The organism is Acidimicrobiales bacterium (genome assembly GCA_034521975.1).
In the GTDB taxonomy this organism is placed as follows: domain Bacteria; phylum Actinomycetota; class Acidimicrobiia; order Acidimicrobiales; family SKKL01; genus SKKL01.
Genome location: JAXHLR010000005.1, coordinates 356,167 through 372,418, shown reverse-complemented (window position 1 = coordinate 372,418; position 16,252 = coordinate 356,167). Strand labels below are relative to the sequence as shown.

Here is a 16,252-nt window from a genome sequence, read left to right as displayed (position 1 = left end):
AGCGAACTCTGAAGGAAACATGGCGACCTCGAACGACCAGCCCACATCGTCGCATGGCTGGGAGGAGTCTCTCGAGGACCTCGACCGGCGTCGGTCGGCGGCTCGGGCCATGGGCGGCCCAGAACGGCTCGAGCGCCACCATGCAGCCGGCAAGCTCGACGCCCGGGCCCGCGTGTGCGAACTGCTCGACCCCGGCACCTTTCGAGAGATCGGAACCCTCGTCGGTGGCGACGTGCCCGCCGACGGGTTCGTGGCAGGAACCGGCACGATCGACGCTCGGCCTGTCATGGTGGGAGCCGAAGACTTCACCACACTGGCGGGCACCATCGCTGGGGGCAGCAATGCAAAGCGGTACCGCATCGCTGAGCTGGCCGTGCAGGAACGAGTGCCGCTGATCATGATGCTCGAGGGCGCCGGGTTCCGACCCACGGACGCGGGTCACGGACGTTCGCCCACCGACCTCGTGATGCAAGCGCAGTGCTCGGGCAAGGTCCCCGTCATCACTGCCGTGATGGGTGCCTCCGCAGGACATGGAGCCTTGGTCGCGCCCATGTCGGACTTCACCATCATGACCCAGCAGGCCTCCATCTTCACCGCTGGGCCGCCGGTGGTGCTCGAGGCCACCGGCGAGCAGATCGACAAGCTCGACCTCGGTGGTCCATCGGTCGCCATCCCGAGCGGTCTGATCCATGCACTCGCCAATGACGATTTCGACGTCCTCGACATCATCGCCCAATACCTCGCCTACTTCCCCTCGAGCGCTTGGTCCTATCCACCCGACTCGGATACTGGCGACACCGAGGAACGAGAGCTTCCGGAGCTGCTGCAGATCATCCCGCGCGACAACCGAAGCGCCTATGACATGAAGCGGGCGATTGAAGCGGTCTTCGACGGCCAGTCGTGGATGGAGGTGCAGGCAGGGTTCGGCGACTCTTTGATCTGCGCCCTGGCGCACCTCGGGGGCCACCCCGTCGCGGTGGTCGCAAACCAACCGCTGATCCTCGCGGGAGCACTCGACAGCGACGCGGCCGACAAGGCCGCCCACTTCATCTCGGTGGCCGACGCCTTCCACCTGCCGATCGTGTTCCTTTCAGACAACCCTGGGATGCTCCCCGGGTCTCGCTCCGAACGAGAGGGGATCCTGCGAAGCGGAGCGCGGATGTACGCCGCGCAGACGCTGGCGGACACCATCAAACTGCACGTGACCTTCCGCAAGGCCTACGGCTTCGGCTCCATGGTGATGGCGATGGGAGCCTTTGAAGGCCAGACCGCCTCGTTCGCCTTCCCCGGTGCGACGCTGGGCGCGATGAGCGCAGCTGCCAGCGGGCGGGCGATGGGTGCCGAGGTCGAGCAAGCTACGGCACTCCGCCAAGCCGAGCTCGAGGCGTCCTACGCCTCGGCCAGCCGTCTCGGCTTCGACGAGCTGATCGATCCACGGGAGACGCGGAACGCGCTGCTCGGTGCCCTGGACCTGGCACTCGCCCGCAGGCAAGCGCCGACCCAGCCGCTCCGTCGTACCGCGATCACCCCATGAGCACAGGTGGACCAGCGCAACCAGCCACCGGGGCGGACCCCCCGCAATGAGTCCACCCCGGTGCTCGGTTCGTCGAGGTTCAGTCCTCAATTCCGAGCACGCGCAGCGCGTTGCCCCGCAGGAACTTGGGCCAGACCTCATCCTTGAACGGCACGTCGTCGAGCTCGGTCGTGATGCGTTCCAGAGAGAGCCCCATGGGGAAGTACCCGGCGTAGATGATCTTGTCCGCGCCTCTCGTGTTGGCATAGTCGATGATCGCCTTGGGGTAGTGCTTGGGGGCGAAGGCGCTGGTCGAATAGTGCAGCCCCGGCCACTTGAGCATCAGCTTGACAGCCAGGTCCTGCCACGGCTCGCAACCGTGTCGGGTCACGAAGATCAGATCGGGGAAGTCGTACATCACCTCGTCGATCAGCTCGACGTGCTGAGGCGCCATGCGTAGACGGGGTCCGGGCACCCCCGCGCAGCAGAAGATGGGTATGCCCAACTCCACGCATTTGGCGTAGATCGGGTACATCTTCTTGTCGTTGATCGGCACCTGCGGAAACGTTCCGGCGGGGAAGGCCCCGATGGCCCGTATCCCATACTCCTCGTGGAGGCGGACCAGATCTCGGATCCCCTCCATCCCCTGGTTCGGGTCACAGCTTGCCGAGGGGATGAAGCGGTCCGGATAGCGCTTGAGTGCCTCACCGCCGGTGCTGTCCTCGGTCGAGACGCCGATGAGCCCCTTCTCGATCCCCCACCGGTCCATCTGCTCGAGGGTGTAGCCGATGGGATCGTCTGCTCCATCCAGCTTGTCCTGAGGTACGTCTTTGAACATGTACTGCGCAGGGAAGCTGAAGCTCTCCTTGGATTCACGGTCCTTGGTCTGCTGTGTGATGAACGCGTATTGCTGGCTGGGGTCAGCGGCAGGGAACCCGATCATCGTGTCGACGATCCCCACCCCGCTCGGCTTGGCCATGCGGTGATTCCTCCTTGATGTCACTTGGGTTGTCAGATCTCGGCACTGGAGCCGAACGATCCGTCGAAGTTCACGAACTGGCCCGGCGCGAGCATCCACCTCGACTCCTGGACCCTTGCCCATCCGAGGAATGGGGCTCCTCGCCCCGAAGCCCAGAGCCGATTCCAAAAACTTACATCGGATTCTAGTTCTGGTCAAGCAAAAGTGACGAGCCGACTTCCGATACGGAAACCGAGCTCTGTACTGGCGCGCCGAGGCCACCAGGTCTCAGACACTTGCTCAGCTCGTGGCCGCAACCCGGCGAACCCGAGGTCAGTCTGGTGCGTGCACCATCCGAGGTGGCGGGCCGAGGACCAGATCGATCGCCCGCTGCATCCGCTCTCGGGCCCCGGTCATCGACAGCTGGCCGAGGGTCCAGAAGCGTCCAACCTCATCGAGCACCGCGTTGATGACCTCCGTCACGGCAGTGACATCGTCGGGATGAAGTCCCTCGAGCGCCTCCCTGAACGTACCGGTGGTGCGCTTGGCGAACTCCGCGTAGACCATCTGAGCATAGATGTCGGAGGTCGTCTGGAGCTGCATCACCACACCGAAGAACTGGGGCCAACGCTCGAACGAGCTCAGCACACGGTTCATCATGTCGCTCAGCCGCTCTTTTGGGTTCGAACCTCTCAAGGGCCGCCGCTTCACCCGATCGCCGAGCTGGCCGCTCCAGTCGACCAGGACCGCCGCGAACAGGTGCTCCTTGGAGGCGAAATACCGATAGACGGTACCGAGCGCCACCGACGCCTCGTCGGCGACATCGCGCATCTGGATCTTCTCGTAGGGCCGCTCCTCGAGGAGGTGGAGCGCCGCCTGGACGATCCGGCGCCGACGGGCCTGCTGACTGGGGATCAGGTTGTCGGGATCAGGCGGTGGGTTCTCGGCTCGGCCATCCACCACTTCCAGGTCATTGCGCACGCTGCTTCTCCACCTTCCGACAGATCCGAACTCGTACCCGATCCTGCGGCGGTTCCAAACTTAGTTGAGCTGGCCGCTACTTCGGCGGATCCTTCAATCCAGGGGAGAGAAGCGGCACAGCCCTTCACCAGCCTCCAGCGCAACCCGACGACCGATGAGGCCATCGTCCTCGAACGACCGCATGAGACTGGCATCGTCGGGTCCGATCGCCACGAACCGGCTCCGATCATTCTCGAAGCGCCCGAGCGCGATGGCCCGCTCGGGCCCACCATCACGAGCGTGTACCACAGTGAACGTCTCGACCACACCCGTGCCGGAGCGGGTCACCGGCTCCATCGGCGCCCGCTCGAACCCGCGTGCGAAGCGACCCGAACGCGTGCTCGACGGTTGGCCACCCTCGAATGGCAGGCCGGACCACACGCTCGCCGCGTGCTTGGTCAGGTAGAACCCGTTGCCGGTGATGAGGGCCTTTGCGTCAGGGCGCTCCCGCAGGCGCTGGTGCATGGTGGCCAGCGAGTGCAGCGGGTAGGCCGATCCTGGCCCACCGGCATAGGGAAGCCCACCAGTGATGGTGAAGTTGCGCGGATCATCCAGTTCCAGATCGAGCATGCGACAGGCCATCTCGACCGCCGAAGGGAAGCACGAGTAGAAGTCGAAGAGGTCGATCTCATCGAGGTCGACCTCTGCGTTGGCGAGGGCACCAGCGTGGCTGTCGAGCATCGACGGGCACGCCGAGAAGTCGGGACGAGTGCTGACGTAGTAGGCCTCTTCCTGGGCGTGATTGCCGCCCCACCAGTGGACCCACCGTTCCTCGGGGATCCCGAGGGCCCGGGCCCGTTCGACCGAGACCATCACCAGGGCCGCGGCCTGATCGGTGTTGAGAATGGCGTTGAGGTACTTGGTGTAGGGGAACGACACCATCCGGTTCGACGGCTTCGGGGTGATCAGCTCCTCGGGGCTGCGCTCGATGGGAAACCAGGCGTAGGGATTGGCGGCAGCAACGCGGGTGAAACGGGAGAAGAGCTCGCCCACCAGCTTCATGTGCTCGTCGATGCCTCGCCCGAAGTGATGCGCCAGCGCGTTCTCGAAGAGTGGGTACATCTGGGGCGGCAAGGACAGGCCGATCGATGCCTCCGAGGTCCTGATCCCCGACATCGCCTCCATCTGGGTCGCCGCGTCGGAGCGCGGTGGCGAGAAGAGGTGCGGACTGCCCTCGGTGTCGTGGGTCCAGTCGATCGTGAGCCCCCGGCGGGCGGCCAGCTCGAGGGTCCGCATGTTGTTGGCCCCGCAGAGCACCGCCACGTCGGACTCACCGTTGACGATCCGCTGGGCCATCCAGTTGATGGCCCGCACGCCGACCTCCCCCCCGTTGCCGGTGTCGACCAACTCGGAGGGAGCCATCCCCAGCCGTGCGGCGAGGGCTCCTGGCGCGTTCTGCGCCTCCCACCCCGCCGGGGGGATGAGTCCTAGGGTGTCGACGGCCGCGAGCGCCGCGAGACCGGCATCGTTCGCGGCGTCGCGCACCACCTGCTCGAGCACATCGATCGGAGCAGGGGCCAGCTCGGGATCCGGGTCGCGGTCGAGCCACTGGGAAGCACCCACCAACACCGGCCGGCGCGAATGTTCGGTCATGGTCCCTCCATCTGTGATCGGTCGCCCGCTGTCAGCGAGTACCGCTCGCCGATCTGGCGACTTCACGGAATGGCCGGTCCTTGTCGACGCGGATGTCACCAGGGAGCCCGAGCACGCGCTCACCAATCACGTTCCGTTGCACCTGGTCGGTACCACCGCCGATGCGGCTGGCCCAGTGACCCAGGAAGTAGTCGTGCCAGCGCTGGACATCCTGATCGCCCTCCGCGAGCATGCCCCAGCTCTGCTGGATCGCCATGGCGAGATTGGCGTAGCGGGCGGAGTTGACCGAGTAGGCAAGTTTCATGACCGAGGTCTCGGGACCCGGGGGCAGACCCTGGCTGAGCGCGGTGCGAGCCCGCATCCCCAGGTAGGACATGATCCGCAGGTGGGTGTAAGCCCGCGCGAGCTCCTGCCGCACGAGACGGTCGTTGGTGCGCCCCCGCCGCTGGGCGGTCGAGTGGAGGTCGGCGAACAGATCATTGCCCCCACCGCCTCCACCGATCAGGGATCGTTCGTTGGTCAGGGTGGTCATGGTGACGCGCCATCCGTCGTCGACCTCGCCGATGACCTGGCCAGCAGGAACCCGCACGTCGGTGAGGAACACCTCGTTGAAGTGCGCGGCTCCAGTGATCTGACGCAGGGGCCGCACCTCGATGCCGGGGGTGCTCATGTCCACGACGAAGTAGGTGATGCCTCGATGCTTCGGAGCATCGGGATTGGTGCGAGCGAGAAGGATGCCCCAGTCGCTGTAGTGGGCCCCGGAGGTCCACACCTTCTGTCCGTTCACGACGAACTCGTCTCCGTCGCGCTCGGCACGGGTCGCGAGCCCCGCCAGGTCCGAGCCGGCACCCGGTTCAGAGAAGAGCTGGCACCACACCTCATCACCGCGCAACATGGGATCGAGGAATCGCTGCTTCTGTGCCTCGGTGCCGTGGGAGATCAAGGTCGGGCCAGCCATGCCGATCCCCACGGCGAAGATGCCAGCAGGCGCAGCGACCTTGGCCTCCTCCTCGGCAAAGATCGCGGCCTCGATCGGGTTTCCCCCACGGCCGCCGAACTCCTTGGGCCAAGTGATTCCCGCCCAACCCGCGTCGTACAGAGTGCGCTGCCAATCCTTGGCCCGCTTGACGTGCTCGGCCTCGTCGTCGGAGAAGGCGTCACTCAAGCCTCCTGTAAGCGATCCCTCAGCTTCCGGCTCTGGAGCGTTCGCTTCGAGCCAGGCACGCACCTCGGCCCGAAAGCGGGCCTCCTCGGGATTCTCGTTGAAGTCCATGACACCCCCCAAGCGACCTGCGTCGCTGGTTCGATCGACAGTTGGGCATATTGCTGGCGAGCTGCGCCCCCCGATGAGGGAGTCGTGCGCCCTTCCTCGAGAGAAGTATAGTCAGAATACGATTCTACTTCAATGTCATGGTCGGCTTCGGGCTCGCCATGTTGCTCACCTCCCCTTGGGGCGGTTGTGATCGCGGACCGCTACTCCAAGCGAGCGATCCTGTCCTGGTGCACGTTCGCTCTCCTCACCACTTCTGCATGGATCGGCGCGGCGATCGTGCTCGGGTGGATCGCCTACTGGATGCTGGTGGTCGCCAGCAGCATCCAGGCGGCAGCCTTCGCCTACGGACCGGCCCGCATGGCCCTGACCGCCGACCTCGTCGACAAGGAGTCGCTCAACAACGCCATCGTCCTCGGACGGATGAGCATGGAGAGCACCCGCATCGCCGGCCCAGCAGCCGCAGGCGTGCTCATCAGCGTGGCCCGGTTCGGTGCCGGTGCCGTGTTGCTGGCCGGCGCGGCCCTCTGCGCGGTCAGCATCGCGCTGACGCTGCGCCTCCCCCGCCCTCGTTCCCGAACCAGCGGGATGACGCCATCTGCACTGAGCGAAGGTCGCCGCCGGTCTCGCCACCGTGCGCGCCAGGGAACGCTCAGGCTAGGGCCACCGTGATGCTCGGCTACAGCGGCTTCGGCCTCGCAGCACTGTCCATTGGAATGCTCGCCGATGCCATCGGCCTTCCCGCCACCATGCTCGGGATGGGCACGGTGATCGTCGTGACGATGTGCGGCTTCGCGATGGGCCACCGGACTGTTTCGGCGCGAAGTGCGGTGAGCGCTGCCGAGATCGGAGCGACAGGCTGGTGGCGGGCCCGTCAAGCGCCACCGCGCACCGAGCCGTCCCGCTGAGCGAGGAACGGCGCGGTGAAGAGCACCTGACCGGTCAGCTCGGGCTCGCACGTCACCAGCAGGCGCGTGGCCCTGGCCATGAGATCAGGCGGCTCGGCACCGGGCGAACCGGGATCGATCACTCCCCGGGCCACTGCACCTGGAGTGGCGACACCAGCGACAGGCGAGAGCGAGTTGACCACGATGCCTTCGCCCCGCAGTTCTGTAGCCGCACCGGTCGTGAGTCGGTCGAGCGCCGCCTTGGTGAGACCATAGGCAGTGAGCGGCAGGGAGGAAGGCCCATCACCGGTGTCGGGCACCTTGGCGGTGACTGACGAGACGTTGACGATCCATCCACGGCCGCGCTCCCGCATGAGCCGGACGGCTTGGCTGAGCAGCTCGAAGGGCGCCGCCACGTTGAGCTCGAGAAGCAGGTTCAACCGCTTGGGAAACAGATCGCTCACCGGCTCGTAGTAGGCGACGGCGGCGTTGTTGACCAGCGCCTCCACCGGCCCCATCGATGCCTCGATGCGATCGATCAGACCGGCCCGTTGGTCGGGTGCAGCGAGGTCCGCGACCACTACTTCGGCCTGCCCACCGAGGGCCCGTATGGATGCCACCGTCTCGGCGAGGGAACCATCTGCGCGCTCGGTCGACTCTGCGGTCCTGGCAACCGCGGCAACACTGAACCCGGCATCAGCTAGCTCGAGCGCGATGGCGGCACCGATGCCGCGGCTGGCACCGGTCACCACAGCAACTCCCCGGTCGACGGGGGACTCCCCTTGCGAAGGGTGGTGCTCGGTTCTCATCCTCGGCTCTCCGGTTGGGGACGAACCCGCATCGCCGCATCGGCTTCGCTGCCGTCGAGCACCACGTACCGGACACCGGTGCGCTCGATCGACAGGTCATCGACCACCCCCAGGAGCTGGTCCACCTCCGGGATGGCACCACCCGAGGGAGCGAAGCAGAGGTGGTCGACACCCGGCCCCTCGAGATGTCGGACACCCATGTCGAGGAAGAGCAGCCGTCGACCGCGCTCCCAGGTCATGATGGACCAGCCACGTCCGGACGCCAGGCGGGTGCCTGAGACCGTGCGTCCGAAGAACGCGGTGGCGAGGTCCAGGTCGGGCACCGCCAACGCGACCCAGACCAGTTCCATGGGCTCGCCGGTGGGCAGTGGGATGTCGGGCGGATGGGACTGGGCCTCGTCGTAGCGTTCGTCGCTCTCGATCGCCTGCACAAGGGTTCCGAAGCCGCTCACCTTGGGATGAACGAACGCCTCCCTTCGCCCAGGAAGGTCGAGATGGTCCGGCATGACCTCGAGTCCGAGGAGGTCGCAACCCGCGATGAAGTCGTCCAGATCGGGAACGTGCCAGGTGAGGTGGTGGGCACCAGGACCCTGCCGTTCCAGGAACCGCTCGACGAACCCCTCGACCTCTCCCGGCTGGAGCAGCTCCACCTTCATGTCATCGACGAAGGCGAACTGGCAGGGCGCGAAATCACCTGCGGCCCCTCCCCGACACCAGCGACCGCCGAGACGGTCGACCAGCATGGAGAACCCGTCTCTCCAGCTATCGACCACGATCGCCACGTGATCGAAGAGGGGTCGCTCAACCACTTCCCACCTCCTAGAATCAAAACTGTATTCTGACTCTAGCCCGTGCCATGAGCGGATGGAGCGATGAGACCTCGGGTGATTCAGGTCGTCTTGACGATCAGCACCGAGCACGGGGCATGGTGGGCGACGGCGCTGCCCACGCTGCCGAGCAGGCGCCCCGGCCCCTGCATGCGCACGTTGCCAACCACGATGAGGTCGGCGTCGAGACGCTCGGCCTCCGCGATCAACACGTCGGCGGGCTTCCCCTCGAACACGCCGACGGTGTAGTCGACCTTGTCGGACAGGGTCACCATGAAGTTGCGCACCGCCTCCTCGGCCTGGTCGAGGGTGCGGATCTCCCAGTGATCGGTTCCGATGTCGACCACGGTTGTGGCGTCTTCGTCGATGGCGGTGACGATGTGCATCGATGCACCCGTCTGGGCTGCGAGCTCGGCCGCCTCGCGAACCACTTGGCGAGCCGTGTCGACGTCGGCGAACCCGACGACCATCTGATGCATGCTGGCTTCCTCCTGCCACATCGACGGGACCTCGCCGCAGCCTACGCCGCTTCGAGCCGTCGCGTGCCGATCAGGGCGCGAGGATCGCCCGGGCCACCAGATCCTGGCCGAAGGCGGTCAAGATCGCGAGGTACAGCAGGCCGGTGGCGGCCATGACCGCCGAGTACTGCCGCTCGCGCAGCGCCGCCCTGGTCACCAACACCAAACCGATGGTGGTCGCCGCGCACGCCACCCAGAACCACGACAGCAACCCGTTGTAGCCGTCGTCGATGTCGCCGGCGACGGCCGACATCATGCCGGTGGGCCAGAGGAAGGCCACCAGGTGCACCGGCCAGATCCCCGCGGTCCACCAGACCAGCTCGAGCAGCGGGCCGCGAGCCAACCCCGGCTGCACCAGGTACCAGTGGCCGAGAAGCATGGCGTCGGACACCGCGCCGAGGAAGGCCGCCCCCGCGACGATCCGAGCGATCGACAGGGCGACCGGTTCGCCGGCAGCAACGCCACCGGCGACCAGGCCGACCAGGCCGATGGCAGGCGCGACGAGGTCGAGCATCGGCGGGAACTCGGGTGCCTCCGCGTCCTTGTCGGCTTCGGCCCGTTCGATGCCGGTCATGGTCGCGACCCGTGCCGATCGCTGCTCGGCGAGCTGACGCTGACCCGATACCCCGGCCGTGCGGCGCTGCACCGACACCACCAGCGCGACGCCGGTCGCCAGAACGACAAGGGCCGACGAGATGTCCCGCACGGGGGCGTCACCGCCGAAGCGCACACCGATGCCCAGCGCGGCGAGGGCCATCAGCCCATAGGTGCTCCGCATCAACCAGCCGTACCCGATGCCCACCTCGCGGCGGCGGGTGGTGATCCAGAGGAAGAAGAGGCCCCCCACCGCCCACTGCAACAAGACGGTGGCCGCGTCGAGTGCGATCACCGCGCCCGCACCACCCGAGGCGTCATGCCTCCACCACGGCGAGGTCGTGGCTGGCCTGGTTCAACGCCGTGGGACCATCGGGAGCGGCCACCACGATGTCCTCGATCCGGGCACCCCATCGTTCGGGTACATAGATCCCCGGCTCGATCGAGAACGCGTTGCCGGCCACCAGCGGCGCCTCGTTGCCGTCGACCAGGTACGGATCTTCGTGCTCCTCGACACCGATGCCGTGGCCGAGCCGGTGGATGAAGTAGCCGTCGTACCCGCCGGCGGCGATGAGGTCGCGGGCGACGGCGTCGACCGCGCCGGCAGGGGTGCCCACCGTGGCGGCCTCCACCGCCTTGGCCTGGGCGGCCTGCAACACCGAGTACAGCTCGGCGAACTGGGGCGGGGGTTCGCCGGTGAACACGCACCGGGAGATGTCGGAGCAGTAGCCGACCCCGTCGTCTTCGACAAGAGTGCCGCCGAAGTCGCAGAGGATGCCCTCGCCCGGGCCGATGACCCGCGACCCGGGGTGGTGGTGGGGGCTGGACGCGTTGTCGCCCGCGGCCACGATGGCGAAGTTCACCCGCTCGTGGCCCTCGTCGATGATGCGGCGCCCCAGCTCGGCGGAGATCTCGGCCTCGGTGCGACCGATGAGGGGGATGTCGCCGCCCGCCAGCGCGACGGCCACCCGATCGACCGCTTCGGCCGCTCGGCGCAGCGCGTCGACCTCGGCGGGCTCCTTCACCGCCCGCAGCGGGCCGATCACCTCGCTGGCCCGCCGCCACGCGGCCTGTGGCATCAGCGGCAACAGCTCGACCAGGAACCGCGCCCAGGTCTGATCGCCGACAGCGACGGTGCGGGCGGGTCCGGCCAGGCGGGCGGTGGCCTCGATCGGGTCGTCGGTCTCGTCCCAGCCGACCACGGTGAACACCTCGGGCCGCTCGACCACCCGCGGCACCTCCAAGCGGGGAACGAGCATGGTCGGCTGGCCGTCCACGGGCACCACCAGCATGGTGAGCCGTTCGAGGGGCATGGCGTGGTAGCCGGTGAGCCACGGAAGGTCGGCGCCCACCGACAGCATCAGGACATCGACGCCCTGGTCGATCATCGCCGACCGCACCCGGTCGAGTCGATTGGCGAACATCGCGTCGGCGCGCTGGCTGACCATCCCACCAGCGTAGATGGCGGCGCCACCCACCGGGACCGGCGGCACCGGCGCCCGTCGGAGTACCCCTTGGGGTATCATGGGCGGATGGAGCTCACCACCTCGCCCCGACCGATCGAACCGGTCGATCTCGAGAAGCGGGGCCGCCTGTGGCTGTTGGTGTCCTTCCTCGCCTGCCCGTGCCACCTTCCGCTCACCCTCGGCATCCTCGCCGTCGTGCTCGGAGGCACCGCAGTGGGGGCTGTGCTCCGCGACCACGCGGTACTCGCCGGAATCATCATCGCCTCGGTCTGGGTCGCCGGCACCGGACGGGGCCTGTGGCTCATCCGGCAGGCCGAGCGCAACGACGGCGCCTGCACGGTCCCCTCGCGCCGGACCTGACCCGTCGCCCACCCGAGGTCGGGTAGGTTCCGGCCACCGATGGACCCGACCGCGCCGCCACCTGCCCCACGCGCTCCACAGCTCCACGGCTGGCTCGATGCCCCCGTGCTCAGCCTGGCGTTGGTGGCCGCCGCCGCGGGGTTCGGACAGTTCGGAGTGGTCGCTGCGCTGGCCGACGTGGCCGCCGAGTTCGGCACCGTCACCGACGGCGACGACCTCTCCCTGGCCGAGCAGGCGGGACTCTCGGGCACCGTGCTCGGTATCGGTCTGGCCATCATCCGGTCGGCGTCGATCCTCAGCCTCCCCCTCGCCGGGATCGCCGACCGCGCCGGGAGGCGTCGCACCCTGATCGGCTTCGCCGCCGTCGGCCTCTCGATCGTCGGATTGGCGGCGCTCAGCCCCGGCTACTGGTGGTTCGTCGCCCTCTTCGCGCTGAGCCGCCCACTCCTCACCGCCGCCAACGCCGTGGCCGCAACCAGCGCGGCGGAACAGACCAGCTCCGAGCACCGCACCCGTGCCATCGCCCTGCTGGCTGCGGGGTTCGGGATCGGTGCCGGCCTGTTCGCGGTGCTCCGCGGCCTCCTCGGCGACGACGTCAGCTTCCGGCCGGTGTTCGCCCTGGCCCTGGTGGCCATGGTGCTGGTGGTCGCGGCCAGCCGCTGGGTCAGCGAACCGGACCGCTTCCAGATCGCCACGGTCGAGGCCGAACATGCCCTGCCGGTGCTGGGTGCGGTGCAACGTCGGTTCCGTGGGCGCCTGCTGCCGGTGCTCGGCGTGGGCTTCGGCATCGCCGTGGTGACCGGACCGGCCAACAGCTTCGTGTTCCTCTACGCCGAGGGCATCCTGGAACTGTCGACGGTGGTGACCGCCGGACTGGTCGTGGGTGCCGGGTTCACCGGTCTGGCGGGCCTCTTGCTCGGCCGGTGGGGGGCCGACCGGTACGGTCGGAGACCGACCGCCGGCGTGGGACTGGTCGGTGTGGCGGTGGCGGGCATGGTCACCTACAGCGGCACCGCGCCCGCAGCAGCAGGTGGCTACCTCCTCGCGGTGCTCGCCGGATCGGTGTTCGCCCCCGCCGCGGGGGCCCTGCACGCCGAGCTGTTCCCCACCTCGATCCGGGCGACCGTCGCCGGCTGGACCGTGGCCGCCGGGGTGTCGGGCGCGGTCGTGGGACTGCTGGCCTTCGGGGCGATCGCCGACCGGTTCGACCGGTTCGATCTCGCCGCGGTGGTCGTCTTCGTGCCCGCCGCGCTCATGGCCGGGCTGCTCGCCCTGCTCCCCGAGACCCGAGGCCACGAACTGGAAGACACCGCCGACCGCCGGTGAGCGACGGTGGTGCTGCCCAGGCCAGGGGCGATCTCGAGGGTCAGGCCTCGGCCAGGTGCGCCTCGACGCTCAACCCGGCGCTGGCGGCCGCAGCCTTGGCGTGGTGGCTCGACCGGGTGAGCGGGGTGGCCTCGACGTGGGCGATGCCCAGACGCTCGCCCTCGACCGCCAGGGCGTCGAACTCGTCGGGGGTCCACCACCGGGCCACCGGCAGGTGGTTGGCGGTGGGTCGCAGGTACTGGCCGGCGGTGACGATGTCGACGCCGACCGCCGCCAGATCGGCGAGGGTGGCGACGACCTCGTCGAAGGTCTCGCCCATGCCCAGCACCAGGCCCGACTTGGTGGTGAACCCGGCAGCCTTCGCCCGGGCGAGCACGGCCAGGCTGCGGGCGTAGGACGCCGAGGGGCGGGCCACCCGCTGGAGTCGGGGGACGGTCTCGACGTTGTGGTTGACCACGTCGGGCCGGGCATCGAGGACGATCTGCAACGAGGCGGGGTCGCCCTTGAGGTCGGAGATGAGCACCTCGACGATGGCCTCGGGCCGCCGGGACCGAATCGCCCCGATCGTGGCCGCGAACTGGCCCGCTCCTCCGTCGTCGAGATCGTCGCGGGCGACGGTGGTGAGCACCACGTAGTCGAGGCCCATGCGCTCGACCGCCTCGGCGACGTGCTCGGGCTCGGACGGGTCCGGCGGCGCGGGCTTGCGGGTGTCGACCAGGCAGAACCCGCAGGCCCGGGTGCAGCGCTCGCCGTTGATCATGAAGGTGGCGGTGCCGTCGTCCCAACACTCGTAGATGTTGGGACAGCCCGCCTCCTCGCACACGGTCACCAGGTCGAGCTCGCGCATGGTGGACTTGAGCCGCAGGTAGTCGGGACTGGTGCGCAGCTGGACCCGCATCCAGTCGGGCTTGCGCTCGTCGATGGCCACCCGGTCGGTGACCCCGGCCTCGGCGAGGCGGCCCGACAGTCGCACCGACGTCTCGGGGGGCCCGCTCCCGGCACCCCGACTGAACGGCGTGAGGTCCTCGGGCCGCTCGCGCCACACCACGTCGGCGCGCTCCCAGCCGCTGCTCCCCCACCGTTCGACGGCGCGGGGCACGAGGGCCTCGACCACGTCGCGAAGCTCGCCGTCGAAGCCTTCCTCCGCCAGCGACGTGACCTCCATGGCGTCGAGCCCACAGGGGACGATGTGGTCGAACATGGCCATGTCGGGGTTGATGTTGAGCGCGAACCCGTGCATCGACCGACCACGTGAGAGTCGCACCCCGATGGCCGCCACCTTGCGAGGACGGTCGGAGTCGGGACCGAACCAGATCCCGGGATAGCCCGGCAGCCGGCCCACGTCGGCAAAGCCGAGGTCGGTGAGGGTGTCGATCAGGAGCTGTTCGACCGAGGTGACGTAAGCGACGGTGTCGGCCATACCCCCACCCCGCACGCCGGGAACCGACACGATGGGGTACCCGACCAGCTGGCCGGGCCCGTGATAGGTGACGTCGCCGCCCCGGTCGGCATCGACCAGCTCGGCGCCCACCGTGGCCGGATCGACCAGCACGTGTGAACGATCGGCGCGGGCCCCGAGGGTGTAGACGTGGGGGTGTTCGAGTAGCAGCAGGTGATCGTCGGACGATCGCTCGAACAGCCCGTGCTGGAGCGCGTGGGCGTCGCGGTAGGCGACCCGCCCGAGCCAGCGGACCCGCAGCACTACAGCTCGGCCTCCCAGTCGCGGGTCTGGATGACCTCGCGCACGCGGTCGAGGAACGCGGCCACGTAGGCGCCGTCGAAAGCCCGGTGGTCCCAGGCCAAGGCGAGCACGCCCACCGAGTGGATGGCGATCGACTCGTCGCCGTGCTCGTCGGTGACCACCACCGGCTTGCGGCTGATGCCGTCGGTGGAGAGGATCGCCACCTGGGGCTGGTTGATGATCGGGAACTGCATCATCGTGCCGTACTGGCCGGGGTTGGTGATGGTGATGGTCCCGCCCGCCAGATCGTCGGGCGAGAGCTGCTTGGAACGGGTCCGGTTGGCGAGATCGACGATCTCTCGGGCGATGGCCCGCAGCCGCTTGGTCTCGGCGTCGCGCAGCACCGGGGCCAGCAGACCCTCGAAGTCGATGTCGACCGCGATCCCCAGGTTCACGTAGTCGTGGACGATCAGTTCGCCCTCGCCGACCGAGGCGTTGACGTGGGGAAAGTCGCGGATGGCATCGACCAGGGCCCGGGCGATGAAGGGCAGGTAGGTGAGCGAGTAGCCCTCCTGGGCCTTCCACTCGGCGCCGTGGGCCCGACGCATCCGCTCGACCGACTCGAAGTCGACCTCGACGGCGGTGAGCACGTGCGGTGAGGTCGCCTTGGACATCACCATGTGCTCGCCGGTGCGCTTTCGGATGTTGTTGAGCGGCACCGAGACGTCGCGCTCACCGGTGCGGACCAACGGCCTGGGCGCCGCCCGCGACGGGGCCGCAGCGGCGGGCGCGGGTGCCGATGCGGCGGCAGGCGCGGTGTCGGAAGGGGTGGCGGGGGTGGGCTCGCCGGTGCGGGCGGTGCCGTTCTCGATCGCCTTCTGCACATCGGAGCGGGTGATGCGGCCCCCCGGTCCGGTGCCCTCGACCTGGGAGGGGTCGATCTGGTGCTCGTTGACCAGGCGACGAACCACCGGCGACAACAGCAGGCCGTCGCCCGAGGGCTTGGTCGCGGGCGCAGGTGCCGGTGCTGGTGCCGGTGCCGGTGCCGGTGCTGCTGGCTCGGGCTCTTCGGCTGGAGCAGGCTCGGGCTCGGCCTCGGCGGTGTCGCCGGCGGGTTCGGGCTCGGCCTCGGCGGTGTCGCCGGCGGGAGCGGAACCGTCCGGCGGCGCATCGCTGAGCACCGCCAGCACGGTGCCGACATCGACGGTCTCGCCCTCGGGCACCTTGATCTCGGCCAGGTAGCCGGCCTCGGGGGACGGCACCTCGGAGTCGACCTTGTCGGTCGAGACCTCGAAGAGCACCTCGTCGACCGCGACCTGCTCGCCGACCTGCTTGAACCACTTGGTGATGGTGCCCTCGGTGACGGTCTCACCGAGCTGGGGCATCGTGACCTCGGACATGGGGGGAGAGTCCTCCGGTTGAGGGTTCGG

Annotated in this window: 16 protein-coding genes; 5 read left to right on the top strand and 11 right to left on the bottom strand. The window is 68.4% G+C overall.

Annotation, left to right across the window (positions count from 1 at the left end):
• Positions 1–19 precede the first annotated feature (19 nt).
• Positions 20–1,534 (top strand): carboxyl transferase domain-containing protein, encoded by a 1,515-nt coding sequence (locus U5K29_08670; GenBank protein MDZ7678614.1) that lies wholly within the window; start codon positions 20–22, stop codon positions 1,532–1,534.
• A gap of 79 nt (positions 1,535–1,613) precedes the next feature.
• Here U5K29_08670 and U5K29_08665 read toward each other — a convergent pair whose 3' ends face one another.
• The 4 genes from U5K29_08665 to U5K29_08650 form a co-directional block, all read right to left on the bottom strand.
• The gene (locus U5K29_08665) at positions 1,614–2,492 is read right to left on the bottom strand and encodes an amidohydrolase family protein (GenBank protein MDZ7678613.1); all 879 of its coding nucleotides are present in this window, start codon (positions 2,490–2,492) and stop codon (positions 1,614–1,616) included.
• 312 nt (positions 2,493–2,804) lie between these two features.
• Positions 2,805–3,452 carry a TetR family transcriptional regulator gene (locus tag U5K29_08660; GenBank protein MDZ7678612.1) on the bottom strand — a complete coding sequence of 216 codons (648 nt, stop codon included), beginning with the start codon at positions 3,450–3,452 and terminating at the stop codon, positions 2,805–2,807.
• A gap of 93 nt (positions 3,453–3,545) precedes the next feature.
• Positions 3,546–5,084: a hypothetical protein gene (locus U5K29_08655; GenBank protein ID MDZ7678611.1), complete on the bottom strand. Its 1,539-nt coding sequence runs from the start codon at positions 5,082–5,084 to the stop codon at positions 3,546–3,548.
• A 31-nt stretch (positions 5,085–5,115) separates the two neighbouring features.
• Positions 5,116–6,357: an acyl-CoA dehydrogenase family protein gene (locus U5K29_08650; protein MDZ7678610.1), complete on the bottom strand. Its 1,242-nt coding sequence runs from the start codon at positions 6,355–6,357 to the stop codon at positions 5,116–5,118.
• Between the two features lie 132 nt (positions 6,358–6,489).
• Between U5K29_08650 and U5K29_08645 the strand changes: the two genes are divergently transcribed.
• Together U5K29_08645 and U5K29_08640 are read left to right on the top strand one after the other, a co-directional pair.
• Positions 6,490–7,026 (top strand): MFS transporter, encoded by a 537-nt coding sequence (locus U5K29_08645; GenBank protein MDZ7678609.1) that lies wholly within the window; start codon positions 6,490–6,492, stop codon positions 7,024–7,026.
• Positions 7,026–7,262, top strand: coding sequence for a hypothetical protein (locus tag U5K29_08640; protein ID MDZ7678608.1), 237 nt, complete (start codon positions 7,026–7,028; stop codon positions 7,260–7,262). The genes U5K29_08645 and U5K29_08640 overlap by 1 nt, the downstream gene beginning before the upstream one ends.
• Here the strand turns inward: U5K29_08640 and U5K29_08635 are convergent.
• The 5 genes from U5K29_08635 to U5K29_08615 form a co-directional block, all read right to left on the bottom strand.
• Positions 7,229–7,990 carry an SDR family NAD(P)-dependent oxidoreductase gene (locus tag U5K29_08635; protein ID MDZ7678607.1) on the bottom strand — a complete coding sequence of 254 codons (762 nt, stop codon included), beginning with the start codon at positions 7,988–7,990 and terminating at the stop codon, positions 7,229–7,231. The genes U5K29_08640 and U5K29_08635 overlap by 34 nt on opposite strands.
• Before the next feature lie 56 nt (positions 7,991–8,046).
• Entirely contained in the window at positions 8,047–8,859 is an 813-nt protein-coding gene (locus tag U5K29_08630; protein ID MDZ7678606.1) for a VOC family protein, read from the bottom strand.
• Between the two features lie 80 nt (positions 8,860–8,939).
• On the bottom strand, positions 8,940–9,356 hold the full coding sequence (locus U5K29_08625; protein ID MDZ7678605.1) for a universal stress protein: 417 nt from the start codon (positions 9,354–9,356) through the stop codon (positions 8,940–8,942).
• A gap of 70 nt (positions 9,357–9,426) precedes the next feature.
• A complete protein-coding gene (locus U5K29_08620) occupies positions 9,427–10,284 on the bottom strand; it encodes a hypothetical protein (protein ID MDZ7678604.1) in 858 nt (285 codons plus the stop codon).
• A 22-nt stretch (positions 10,285–10,306) separates the two neighbouring features.
• The gene (locus U5K29_08615; protein ID MDZ7678603.1) at positions 10,307–11,437 is read right to left on the bottom strand and encodes a Xaa-Pro peptidase family protein; all 1,131 of its coding nucleotides are present in this window, start codon (positions 11,435–11,437) and stop codon (positions 10,307–10,309) included.
• Between the two features lie 84 nt (positions 11,438–11,521).
• On the opposite strand from U5K29_08615, the gene U5K29_08610 reads away from it, so the two are divergent.
• Both U5K29_08610 and U5K29_08605 read left to right on the top strand, forming a co-directional pair.
• Positions 11,522–11,815, top strand: coding sequence for a hypothetical protein (locus U5K29_08610; GenBank protein ID MDZ7678602.1), 294 nt, complete (start codon positions 11,522–11,524; stop codon positions 11,813–11,815).
• A gap of 39 nt (positions 11,816–11,854) precedes the next feature.
• Positions 11,855–13,141: an MFS transporter gene (locus U5K29_08605; GenBank protein ID MDZ7678601.1), complete on the top strand. Its 1,287-nt coding sequence runs from the start codon at positions 11,855–11,857 to the stop codon at positions 13,139–13,141.
• A 40-nt stretch (positions 13,142–13,181) separates the two neighbouring features.
• Here U5K29_08605 and lipA read toward each other — a convergent pair whose 3' ends face one another.
• Together lipA and U5K29_08595 are read right to left on the bottom strand one after the other, a co-directional pair.
• Positions 13,182–14,843, bottom strand: coding sequence for a lipoyl synthase (gene lipA / locus U5K29_08600; GenBank protein MDZ7678600.1), 1,662 nt, complete (start codon positions 14,841–14,843; stop codon positions 13,182–13,184).
• Positions 14,843–16,222, bottom strand: coding sequence for a dihydrolipoamide acetyltransferase family protein (locus tag U5K29_08595; GenBank protein MDZ7678599.1), 1,380 nt, complete (start codon positions 16,220–16,222; stop codon positions 14,843–14,845). Before U5K29_08595 ends, lipA begins: the two co-directional genes overlap by 1 nt.
• Between the last annotated feature and the right edge of the window lie 30 nt (positions 16,223–16,252).

Bases quoted from the DNA above. Each gene is read 5' to 3' on its own strand.
- U5K29_08670 (MDZ7678614.1), top strand. From the start codon at position 20: ATGGCGACCTCGAACGACCAGCCCACATCGTCGCATGGCTGGGAGGAG.
- U5K29_08665 (MDZ7678613.1), bottom strand. From the start codon at position 2,492: ATGGCCAAGCCGAGCGGGGTGGGGATCGTCGACACGATGATCGGGTTC.
- U5K29_08655 (MDZ7678611.1), bottom strand. From the start codon at position 5,084: ATGACCGAACATTCGCGCCGGCCGGTGTTGGTGGGTGCTTCCCAGTGG.
- U5K29_08650 (MDZ7678610.1), bottom strand. From the start codon at position 6,357: ATGGACTTCAACGAGAATCCCGAGGAGGCCCGCTTTCGGGCCGAGGTG.
- U5K29_08645 (MDZ7678609.1), top strand. From the start codon at position 6,490: ATGTCATGGTCGGCTTCGGGCTCGCCATGTTGCTCACCTCCCCTTGGG.
- U5K29_08640 (MDZ7678608.1), top strand. From the start codon at position 7,026: ATGCTCGGCTACAGCGGCTTCGGCCTCGCAGCACTGTCCATTGGAATG.
- U5K29_08625 (MDZ7678605.1), bottom strand. From the start codon at position 9,356: ATGCATCAGATGGTCGTCGGGTTCGCCGACGTCGACACGGCTCGCCAA.
- U5K29_08615 (MDZ7678603.1), bottom strand. From the start codon at position 11,437: ATGGTCAGCCAGCGCGCCGACGCGATGTTCGCCAATCGACTCGACCGG.
- U5K29_08610 (MDZ7678602.1), top strand. From the start codon at position 11,522: ATGGAGCTCACCACCTCGCCCCGACCGATCGAACCGGTCGATCTCGAG.
- U5K29_08605 (MDZ7678601.1), top strand. From the start codon at position 11,855: ATGGACCCGACCGCGCCGCCACCTGCCCCACGCGCTCCACAGCTCCAC.
- U5K29_08595 (MDZ7678599.1), bottom strand. From the start codon at position 16,222: ATGTCCGAGGTCACGATGCCCCAGCTCGGTGAGACCGTCACCGAGGGC.